Annotated in this window: 8 protein-coding genes; 3 read left to right on the top strand and 5 right to left on the bottom strand. The window is 68.1% G+C overall.

Translation table 11 applies throughout. The features are described from left to right. Together LQV45_RS12535 and LQV45_RS12530 are read right to left on the bottom strand one after the other, a co-directional pair. On the bottom strand, positions 1 to 308 hold a 308-nt coding region (locus LQV45_RS12535; RefSeq protein WP_230007312.1), incomplete at its 3' end, for an alcohol dehydrogenase catalytic domain-containing protein. Further along, positions 305 to 640, bottom strand: coding sequence for a hypothetical protein (locus tag LQV45_RS12530; RefSeq protein WP_230007311.1), 336 nt, complete (start codon positions 638 to 640; stop codon positions 305 to 307). The genes LQV45_RS12530 and LQV45_RS12535, both read right to left, overlap by 4 nt. A gap of 246 nt (positions 641 to 886) precedes the next feature. On the opposite strand from LQV45_RS12530, the gene LQV45_RS12525 reads away from it, so the two are divergent. Next, positions 887 to 2,416 (top strand): amidohydrolase, encoded by a 1,530-nt coding sequence (locus LQV45_RS12525; RefSeq protein WP_230007310.1) that lies wholly within the window; start codon positions 887 to 889, stop codon positions 2,414 to 2,416. On the opposite strand, the gene LQV45_RS12520 is transcribed toward LQV45_RS12525, so the two are convergent. Both LQV45_RS12520 and LQV45_RS12515 read right to left on the bottom strand, forming a co-directional pair. Next, the gene (locus LQV45_RS12520; RefSeq protein WP_230007309.1) at positions 2,413 to 2,922 is read right to left on the bottom strand and encodes a hypothetical protein; all 510 of its coding nucleotides are present in this window, start codon (positions 2,920 to 2,922) and stop codon (positions 2,413 to 2,415) included. The genes LQV45_RS12525 and LQV45_RS12520 overlap by 4 nt on opposite strands. Positions 2,923 to 2,994: 72 nt before the next feature. Then, on the bottom strand, positions 2,995 to 4,326 hold the full coding sequence (locus tag LQV45_RS12515; RefSeq protein ID WP_230007313.1) for a serine hydrolase: 1,332 nt from the start codon (positions 4,324 to 4,326) through the stop codon (positions 2,995 to 2,997). 537 nt (positions 4,327 to 4,863) lie between these two features. On the opposite strand from LQV45_RS12515, the gene LQV45_RS12510 reads away from it, so the two are divergent. Further along, positions 4,864 to 5,208, top strand: a complete 345-nt coding sequence (locus LQV45_RS12510; protein WP_230007308.1) for a hypothetical protein — start codon at positions 4,864 to 4,866, stop codon at positions 5,206 to 5,208. Between the two features lie 3 nt (positions 5,209 to 5,211). After that, positions 5,212 to 6,633: an HNH endonuclease signature motif containing protein gene (locus tag LQV45_RS12505; RefSeq protein ID WP_230007307.1), complete on the top strand. Its 1,422-nt coding sequence runs from the start codon at positions 5,212 to 5,214 to the stop codon at positions 6,631 to 6,633. 99 nt (positions 6,634 to 6,732) lie between these two features. On the opposite strand, the gene LQV45_RS12500 is transcribed toward LQV45_RS12505, so the two are convergent. Further along, positions 6,733 to 8,864 (bottom strand): MMPL family transporter (locus LQV45_RS12500; protein WP_230007306.1); only part of this gene is annotated, 2,132 nt, incomplete at its 5' end.

Genomic DNA, 8,864 nt, shown 5'->3' with positions numbered 1-8,864 from the left:
TGGGAGTACAGGCCTGTCTTGCAGTTGGCGCAGTGCCCGCAGGACTTGATGCACGAAATGATGACGCGGTCCCCGACCTTGAGGCTGGTCACGGAGGCGCCGATCTCCGTGATGGTGCCGACCCCTTCGTGGCCCAGGATGCGGCCCTTGGCCACCGCGGGGACGTCGCCTTTGAGGATGTGCAGATCGGTCCCACAGATGGTGGTGGTGTCCACTTTGACGATCACATCGCTGGGATTCTGGATTGTGGGATCGGGGACCTCGGTCCACGATTTCTCCCCGGGACCGCCATAGACGAGGGCTTTCATACGTGCTCCTTGGTTTTGAGGATGACCAGCGGGTCCACGAGGCGCAGACGGCACGGAGTCTCCGTGCCATCGATTCCCGAATACAGCAACGAGGCGCGGGCACGCTCACGGAGTTCCTCGATCGCGGCGGCCGACACCCGGGCATGGGCGAGGTCGAGCACGAGTTCGAACCCGGGAAGCTTGCTTGTGACGCGGCGGCAAACGACATACAGTGCCCGCACGTTGGCCACGGTCACCACACCATGCACGTCGATCCGAGCTGTTTCGGCGTCGGCGTCCAGGCGGATGAGCACCTTGAGTTTAGGGTCCCCCGAATGGTGATGGATACTCATGTGGCCGTGGTCTCCTGCCTTTTCCTGCTGAAGCCGGAAAGTGCAAACGCCATTTCCTTCCCCAATTCGCGGTGAGACCCGTGCCGTATCTACGTGAAGTGGTTCTTCGCTCGAGACGTCCCCCAACTGGCCGTGCAGCAACCTCCCCACACATTCAGCTTGGGGGGCGCTCGTGGCAGAGGTAAGGGGCGAAAGTCCCGTGTGCGCCTGTTGGGTCCTGCGGCGTCGCCCGCCTAGCCTGTTCCTATGTCTGATCCGCTCGATCCCTGCCGACCCCCGGATCTCGTGCTGGCCTCCGTGCGGCACCCCGGGGAGGAAATATGCTTCGACGTTCATCTTCGCGCCGGGGCCGTGTCAGCGATCATCCCTTCGCGCCCGGGCTCGGGTGCGCTCCCCGCTGCAACCAGGGTGATGGATCTGGAGGGCCGCTACGTCATTCCTGGGCTGTGGGATGAGCACGGTCATATGACGCAGTGGGCGCTGGCCTCCAACCGGCTTGACCTCTCCAGTGCCGGCTCGGCGCGCGAGGCGGCCGCCGTCGTCGGGGCCCATATCGCCGGGGACACTAGCACCGGGACCGGAAGCGGCGCCGGAGCTCCGGGTCCCGTCCAGACGCTGGTGGGCGTCGGTTTCCGCGATGCCATCTGGCATGACCTGCCCAGTCTGGACCTCCTGGACGGCGTGACACGCGGCCGGCCTACGGCCCTGATCAGCCACGACCTCCACTGTGTCTGGCTCAACTCCGCAGCGGCCCAACAGTACGGAATGCCGGTGGATGCGGGCGGCCTGCTCCGGGAAGAACCGGCGTTCGCCCTGACCCGGGAGCTTGGCCAGCTGCCGGACGCGGTGGTGGATCCGTGGGTGCGGCAGGCAGGTCAGGCTGCGGCCGCGCGGGGCGTGGTCGGGATTGTGGACTTCGAGATGACATGGAACCGCGACGCCTGGCTGCGGAGGATCTCCGGCGGCTTCGCTGCCCTGCGGGTTGAAGCGGGCGTCTATCCGCAGGACCTGGACCGGGCCGCGGCAGAGGGGCTGCGGACAGGTTTGGCGGTGGCCGGCAGTGGCGGGCTGCTCAGCGTGGGCCCCCTGAAAGTGCTGATCGACGGCTCGCTCAATACCCGCACAGCGTATTGCGTGGACCCGTATCCGAACGGCGGCCACGGGCTGCTGACCGTGAGCGAGGCGGAGCTGCTCGCCCTGTTGGTCCGGGGCCGGCAGGCGGGTTTTGTGCCGGCGGTCCACGCAATCGGCGACGCGGCCAACCAAGTCGCCTTGGATGCGTTTGAGGCGGCGGGCCTCGCCGGACGGGTGGAGCATGCCCAGTTTGTCCGGAGCGAGGATTTCGCCCGCTTCGGCCGGTTGGGCGTGACCGCGAGCGTCCAGCCTGCGCATGCCCTCGATGACCGGGACGCCGCCGAGGCGAACTGGCCGGGGCGCACGGACCGGTCCTTCCCGCTCCGTTCATTGCTGGCCGCCGGGGCGACTCTCGCCTTGGGCTCGGACGCTCCGGTGGCCCCCCTGGATCCGTGGATTGCCATGTCCGCTGCCACGGCGCGGGACCGGCTGGATGGCCGCGGGCCGTGGCATGCCGCGCAGGCCCTCACGCGGCAGGAGGCCCTCACGGCCTCGACCCGCGGTCGCGGCCGTCTCCGGGTCGGGGACCCCGCCGATATTGCAGTGCTCGACGCCGACCCGCTGACCGTGTCGGATGCGGATTTTGCGGCCATGCCGGTGGCCGCCACGTTAGTGGGGGGACGGTTCACGTACGGCGGCTAAGCACCTTTGACGCGCGCCTGGACTAAGTTGGCGTACGGCAGGCGGCCGTATTCTTCGATGAATGCGGCATGGTACCGGGCTTCGGCCGCGTTGAGTTGCTCAACGGGCAACTCTTTCCACGCGATGATCAGGGCCCCGGGCACGGCGAGCTGCCAGATGAGCCGCCCGTCCCAGTGGCCTGGCGGCTTGCCTTCGCCGAAGTCGACGAATTCCTGGATTTGCCGGCGCAGTCCGCGGTTGCCCTTGCTTCCGGGGCCGGCTTTGCCCACGAAGAGGACATCGGCGTCGTCCACCCATTCGGCGTCGAGAGCGTCCGCCTTGAGGGTGGGGTTCTTCTTCTTGAAGATGCCGGCGGTGCTCCTGGCCAGGAACTGGGGCCGGAAGCCCTCGGGCCGCAGTACCGCGAAGATCCCGGGCTTCTGCGGGATCCGGTTGATGTCAAGGTCCTGGAGCGGCCGGAAACCGGTGAAGCCGTCCTGTTTCAGCGACTGTGTGTTGATGGGCATGGGTTCCTTGGATCGGGGCTCGTGGCGTTTCTTTGAAGCTTACGGAAGAAGCTCACTCACTGAAGTCCGGGCTCAGCTGCGGGTGAAGGTGCCCAGCCCGGTCTGATCGTAGAAATCAAGCCTGACGCTCGGAGCCGTGCCGCCTCGGGCTGCGGCGTCCGCACCAGGGGCTGCAGCCGCGCCGGGGGCGAAGATTGCCCCGGCAAGACCGTTGGCGTTCTCGCCGATTGATTCAAAGCTGAAGGTGTCGCCGTCAAAATGAGTGAGCGGGAACTTGGTGGTCCTGCCGGCCGGGCCCAGCTCAAGGGTCAGCACGCCGTTCTCCACCGCGACGGTGAGCGGGCCGTAGTAGGAGTTCGCGTAACTGCCGATGTAGAAATTGTTGCCCTGCGCCGGTTTGGCCTGGGCCGGTGCCTTGGAATAGTCAACTTTTGGCTTCTCCGACTCATCGATCTTCTGGAAGACGCCCGAGGTGAATCCGATCCAGTCCACTGTCGGGGCGCCGTTCTGGGCCGTGTCCAGGAATGCGGCGCAGATCGCTTCGGGGATGCCCTGCGGCCGGCCATTGGTCAGGGCCACAACGCCCAGCTGCTCGCCGGGGAGCAGTGAGACGGCGGTCGCGGCACCAAGGTTGAAGGCCCCCGAGTGCCCGAGCATGAGCCGGGCGTGGTCGTCGTAGGAGACGTTCCAGCCCAAGCCGTAGAAGCGGGTGCGGGCGCCCGGCGTCGCCGGTGGGCCCGACACGGCGTGCGGGACATGCGTGACACCAAGCGCGTCCGGGTCGATGACCTCGCTTCCCTCAAAGCTGCCGTTGGCGAGCTGCAGGCGGATCCAGCGGGCCAGGTCGCGCACGGAGGAACTGGCCCCGCCGGCGGGTGCTTCGGCGTCGGCATCCCGGGTGTATTTGGCCACCCAGGTCTTGTTACCGGCTGGGACGTGGATCAGTGCCTTGTTCGTTGCCTTTTGGTAGTCCGCGTGGCGATAGCTCGTGGATGACATGCCCAGGGGCTTGAACAAGACTTCTTCGGCGAGGTCTGCCCAGGGTTTGTTCATGGCATCGGCGACAGCCTGCGCACCAGCCGTGTAGCCGAAGTTGCTGTAGTTGTAGCTCGACCGGAAGGAGTCCAGCGGCTGCTGGTTGAGGTGGCTGAGAATATAGGACTGGTCGAATCCGAGGTCTTCCAACAGATCGCCCGCCCCCGTACTGAGGCCGCCTTGATGTGACAACAGGTCGGCCGCCGTGGCGTTCCGCGTGACGTAGGGGTCTTTCAGGGCGAAGCCGGGGGTGTGGTTGATCACCGGTTCCGTCCAGGAGATGGCCTTGCGGCCCACGGCCACGGCCGCCACCGTGGAGGCCAAGGGTTTGGACACCGAGGCCAATTGAAAGACGGTATCCGCGTCCACTGTCTCGGGCCGGCCCGATTCCCGCACGCCGAATCCCGTCCAGCTTTGCCAAGGCGGCGTTGACCTTCTGTTGGTCCAGGAGCGGTTTGACCTGCGGTTCCGGCGCCGGAAGCAGAGACGCCGACGGCACACCGGAGCCGCCGGAGGCACTGCTTCCGGTACCGGCGGGGGCACTTTGGGCCGTGCAGGCGGCCAGCAGCGGCATGCCCGCTATACCCGCGGCGCCGACGCCGACGGCTTTAAGTAACGAGCGGCGGTCCGAAGGCAGCGAGCTGATACTCGTCGCGATAGATTCCCTCTGGTTCATGGACAATCCTCCGCCCGGTTCCGCCTGGGGCGCAGAGCTAACGCCCTCTCCCATGATGGACCCGTGCCCGTTTTTGAGACAGGGGCGGTGCGCTCGGGTGTGGGTCCTCGGACGCCGGGATCTCGGGGCCGCACCTCCACAACCGCCAACGAATCCCACCAATCCCGCTAACCTCGCGGCCTCCTTCTGGTTGCCCTATTAATGTCCGATCCCCGGAGGAGACTGGATTCATGGACGGCAATCAGGGGCCCGAAGTGGTTCCGGCGGGAGACGGCGACTACGGCCTCGGCCGCGCCGGGAGCAGTGACGGCGGCGTCCAGGATTTGCTCGCATTCTGCTCCCGCGTACTCCGGGACCTGCGTCAGGCCGAAGATTGCGCCGGGATGATCGAGCAATACCGACGGCTTGACGAGTTTCACTCTGCGCTCGACGCGTTGCGGACGCGTCTTCAGCTCGACGTTTTCCTGGGCAGCGTTTCGGGAGTGACGTTGGGATCTGGAAGGTCGCCGATGGCTTCCGAAGCGGTGGAACGGCTCCGGAGGGCCATAAATGTCATAGCCCGCAGGGACACTTAACTCATGGACGGCAATCAGGGGCCCGAGACGATTCCGGCAGACCCGGCACCGGTAACTGCGGGGACCGTCGCTGAACTGGCCCGGATCCTGGCCTTCCTCCCGGCCCCGGACAGCGCTGCAGCACTGATCGACGAGATCCGGGACCTGGAGGACCTGAAGTCCGCCATGGCAGCCCGGCAGGCCCGGCACGCCGTGGCCTTCGATCTGCTCCAGCGCCGCGAACAAGCCCGGCTCGGGGTCCCGGCCGAGAAGCTTGGCGCCGGGGTCGGCGCGCAGATTGCCCTGGCCCGGCGCGAATCCCCGGCCAGGGGCGGCCGGCTCCTGGGCCTGGCCAAAGCCCTGATCACCGAGATGCCGCACACCCTCACCGCCCTGGAAACCGGGCAGCTGAACGAATGGCGCGCCACCCTGCTGGTGCGCGAAACCGCCTGCCTGAGCGCCGCGGACCGGGCCGCCGTCGACGAGGAATTGGCGCCCGACGCCGGGACGTTCGCCGGGGCCGGTGACCGGTCCCTGGTCGCCGCGGCCCGGGCCGCCGCGTACCGGCGTGACCCCCGCTCCGTCACCGAACGCGCCGCGCACGCCGCCAGTGAGCGGCGCGTCAGCCTCCGCCCGGCCCCCGACACCATTTGCCACCTCACCGCCCTGCTGCCCGTGACCGCCGGCGTCGCCGTCTACAAGGCCCTCACCGGGCACGCCGACACCCTCCGCGCCGCCGGGGACCCGAGGGGCCGCGGGCAGCTCATGGCCGATGCCCTGGTCGAACGCACCACCGGCACCCCCGGCGGGATCACCGGCGTCGAAATCCAGCTCGTCATCACCGACCGCACCCTCTTCCAGGGCGACGCCGAACCGGCCGTCCTGCCCGGCTACGGCACCGTCCCCGCCGGCTGGGCCCGGGAACGCATCGGCGCCGGGACGAACGCCGAGGACCGGAACTTCAACCTCTGGCTCCGGCGGCTCTACACCCACCCCGGCACCGGCGAGCTCGTGGGGCTGGACTCCCGCGCCCGGCTCTTCCCGCCCGGGCACCGCCGCTTCATCCAGGCCCGCGACGACACCTGCCGCACCCCCTACTGCGACGCGCCCATCCGCCACCTGGACCACATCATTCCCTGGCACACCGGCGGCCCGACCACCACGGACAACGCCGCCGGACTTTGCGAAGCCTGCAACCACACCAAGGAATCCCCCGGCTGGAGAGCACGCCCCAGCCCTGAAGCCGAACCCGGCAACCGCAGAAGCAGCAGGCACACCATCGAACTCACCACCCCCACCGGCCACACCTACCACTCCACCGCGCCGCCCCTGCCCGGATCGCCTACCGGCGAAGCGAGCGCGGATTCCCGCCGCCAGCGCCGCGACGAGCGCCATCGCGCGAAGACGCTCAAGCGTATGCGGCCCTCAGGCTCACTGGCGGCTTGAGCGTCGAACGGTTCTCAAGCTGTCCAGGCTTGCACGCACGAAAAAGCCGCCCGCCGATCAGAATGATCAGCGGGCGGCTTTAGGGCAACTCGTCGGGCTTTAGCGCGCGCCGATCTCCTCCGGCTCGGGCTCGCTGTCGGCCGAAGCTGAGGCTGAAGCCGCGGGCCGGAGCTTGGCGCCCTCGACATCGACGTCCGGCAGGATCCGGTCCAGCCAGCGGGGCAGCCACCACGCCTTGTCGCCGAGAAGGTACATCACGGCCGGAACGATCGTCATGCGGACCACAAACGCGTCCACCAGGACACCGAAGGCCATCGCGAAGCCAAGCGGCCGGACCATGTTCAGGTGCGAGAAGATGAAGCCGGCGAACACGCTGACCATGATGATGGCGGCGGCGGTGACTACGGACGCGGCATGGCTGAAGCCGGTGCGGACCGCATGCCGGGCCGATTCCCCGTGCATGAAGGACTCACGCATGCCCGAGGTGATGAACACCTGGTAGTCCATGGCCAGCCCGAACAGCACGCCGATCAGGATGATTGGCAGGAAGCTCAGCACGGCGCCCGGGTTTTCGACGCCGAACACCGTTCCCAGCCAGCCCCACTGGTAGACCGCGACGACGGCTCCGAAGGCGGCCGCGAGCGAGAGCAGGAAACCGCCCGTGGCCAGCAGAGGCACCACGATGGAGCGGAACACGAGCAACAGCAGGATCAGGGACAGCCCGACGACGATGGCCAGGTACGGGGGCAGGGCATCGCCGAGTTTGGCGGAGACGTCGACGTTGCCGGCAGTCTGCCCCGTGAGGCCGATGCTGACCCCGGTGGATTCCTTGATGCGGTCCTTTTCGGCGCGCAGCTCGGAGACCACCTGGACAGTGCTCGCGCTGGCCGGGCCCTCCCGCGGGATGACCTGGAACACCGCGGTGCGGCGGTCCTCGCTCAGCGCCACAGGAATGGCGGCGGTGACGTTGCCAGTGCCACGGAGGATGTCGGCGACGTCGAGCTGCTTGGCTGTGGCTTCCTCCGCGCTCAGGCCGGCCGGGAAGTCGCCCACCACCACGATCGGCCCAGTCATGCCTTCGCCGAAGCTGCGGCCGGTGACGTCATAGGCCTTGAACGCCTGCGACTCCACAGGCTCGGACCCGCCGTCGGGCAGCGCGAGCCGCAACTGGCTGGCCGGCAGCGCCACGATGCCCAACAGCAGGACACCGGCCAGCAGTGCCAGGACCGGGTGCCGGGTGACGAGTCCGCCCCAGCCCTGTTTGCTGCGGCGTTCGTCGCGGGCACGGTCCGCGCTCTCGTGGCCGGGGGCGGCGTTGTGCTTTTCCGCCTTGGCCCAGACCCGGCGGGAGATGAGCCGGGGCCCGATCAGGGACAGCACGGCGGGGGTGAGGGTCAGGGCGACAACGACGGCGACTGCCACCGTTGCGGCGGCGGACAGGCCCATCACGGCCAGGAAGGGAAGGCCCGGGATCACGAGGGCCGCGAGGGCGATGATGACGGTCAGGCCCGCGAACAGCACCGCGTTGCCCGAGGTGCCGGTGGCGAGGGCGACGGATTCCTCGCCGTCCATGCCGGCCAGGAGCTGGCCGCGGTGACGATTGACGATGAACAGGGAGTAGTCGATGCCGACGGCGAGGCCCAGCATAAGCGCCAACATCGGGGAGATGGAACTCATGTTGACGGCGCCGCTGAGGGCAAAGGTGCCGCCGACGCCCACCGCCACACCGACCAGGGCCATTAGCAGGGGAAGCCCGGCGGCGATCAGGGTTCCCAGCATGACGATGAGCACCAGCGCCGCGATGGCGATGCCGAGGATCTCCGAGATGCCGAACAACTCCGAAACATCCTCCGTGATTTCCTTGCTGGCCAGGGCGGTCACGCCGGCGGAGGAGACTTCGTGGGCGATGTCCTGGACCTGCTGGCGCACGGCGGGGGCCAGCCCGTTGATCGAGGTCTTGAACTGGACCTGGGCGATTGCCGCAGTGCCGTCCTCGGATACGAACCGCATGCCCTGCGAGGCCTCCAACTGGCGTTTGGCCAGGGCGAGCTTGGCCGCGCCGGCCTCGAGTTCCTTGGTCCCGGCGTCGAGCTTCTCCTGGCCCGCGGCGAGGGCAGCCTTCTGCTGGCCAAGCTGGGCGTCGATGGCCTCGGCGGACATGCCGGCCGCGGTCATCTGCTGCTCGGCGGCGGCCAGCTGGGCCTTGCCGGCGGCCAGTCGGGCGGCCGACG

It is taken from the genome of Microbacterium sp. Bi128 (genome assembly GCF_918698205.1).
Note: the sequence above shows the minus strand (reverse complement) of the source record. Positions and strands in the feature narration are given on the sequence as shown.